General features: G+C 73.6%; 2 protein-coding genes. One reads left to right on the top strand and one right to left on the bottom strand.

All coding sequences use genetic code 11. The features are described from left to right. The coding region (locus Q0112_RS02150; protein ID WP_297970785.1) for a sulfotransferase at positions 1-602 on the top strand (602 nt) is incomplete at its 5' end. A gap of 43 nt (positions 603-645) precedes the next feature. On the opposite strand, the gene Q0112_RS02145 is transcribed toward Q0112_RS02150, so the two are convergent. After that, positions 646-1,463 (bottom strand): glycosyltransferase (locus tag Q0112_RS02145; protein ID WP_297970782.1); only part of this gene is annotated, 818 nt, incomplete at its 5' end.

The raw sequence follows: 1,463 nt of genomic DNA, 5'->3' as shown, positions 1-1,463 counted from the left end.
GGCTGCACGCCTTCGCACCCGAGGCGCGGATCCTCATCCTCCTGCGCGAGCCGGCGGCCAAGGTCTTCTCGCAATACGTCCACCTCTGGTCGGAAGGCCGCGAGACGCTGCCGTTCGAGGAAGCCTTCGCCCTGAGCGCGGCGCGGCGGGAGGCCGGCTTCTCCGACATGTTCGACTACGAGGGCGGCGGCACCTACGCCGCCCCGGTGGCGCGCTATCTCGACCTCTTCGGGCCCGAGCGGGTGCTCGTGGTGATGTTCGAGGAGATGGTCCGCGACATGAGTCTGGTGCGCGGGCGGCTCGAGAATTTCCTCGGCGTATCGCTGCCGGCGACGGATCTGCCGCAGACCAATGCGGGAGGCCGGGCGAAGTCGCCGCTCGTAGCCGCGTTTCTCGGAAACGAGCGGCTGAAGGGGGCCGTGCGGAAAGCCCTGCCGCTCGGCCTGCGCACGCGGCTCAGCGCGAGCGTGCGCGGCGCGGTGAGCTTCGAGAAGCCGGAGCTCCGGCCGGACACCCGCGCGCGGCTGCGCCGCCGCTACGCCGGGGACGTGGCGAAGCTCGAAGACCTGCTCGGCCGGCCGACCGGCTGGTCCCGCGACTGACCGCTCCGGGCCTGTCGCGGGCTGACGTTCCGCGCGCGGAACGTCAGGAGCGGTTCCAGCGGGCGCTGCGCTGCCGTGAGGCAGGATCGGCGAGCTCGGCAAACATCCGCCGCGACCGGTAGAGACGCATGGCCGCGAGGGCGCGGAAGGCCGCGAGGCGCTGGCGCGCTCCGCGCAGCCGGCAGCTACCGAGGATGCGCGGGATCTCCGCCGCCGGCGAGGCCGCCATCGCCGCCGCCTTCAGCGCCCATTCCGCCCGGCCGCGGACGGTCTTCGGCTGCATGCTCCAGTAGTGGCTGACGTGCCGGTCCCACTGTCGGCGCAGGTCGCTCATCGAGCGGCGTGCCGGGTGCGCCACCACCGCCTGCGGCACGAAGCGGGTCGGGAAGCCGGCGCGCTTCGCCCGCCGGCCCCATTCCATGTCCTCCGACACCGAGAGGCCGGCAAAGCCGCCGACCGCCGCGAAGACCTCGCGGCGCACCGCGAGGTTGGCGGTGGCGGAGAAGCCGTGCCGGGCGATCGTCAGCTCCTGGCGGAACCCGTAGACGAGATCGAAGGCCTCCGCGAGGTTCGGCCGCTCGGGCGTCGCGGCGAAGACCCGGACGGAGCCGCCGAGGGCCGCGCAGGCCGGGTCGGCGGCGAAGGTGGCAAGGACCGTCGCCAGCCAGCCGGGATCGGGAATGCAGTCGGAATCGGTGAAGGCGACGATCGGCGCCCGCGCCAGGGCGATGCCGCGGTTGCGGGCAGGGCCGGGGCCCGGTGTCGGCTCGGCGGCGAGCCGCATGCCGGGGAAGCGGGCGACGAGCCCGGGACCTGGACGGACCCGGATTTCGACCCCTCGCTCGACGCCTTCTACTACGC

Origin of the sequence: uncultured Amaricoccus sp., assembly GCF_937858865.1 — a bacterium.
Classification (GTDB): Bacteria; Pseudomonadota; Alphaproteobacteria; order Rhodobacterales; family Rhodobacteraceae; genus Amaricoccus.
This window is presented reverse-complemented; position numbering and strand designations above follow the sequence as displayed.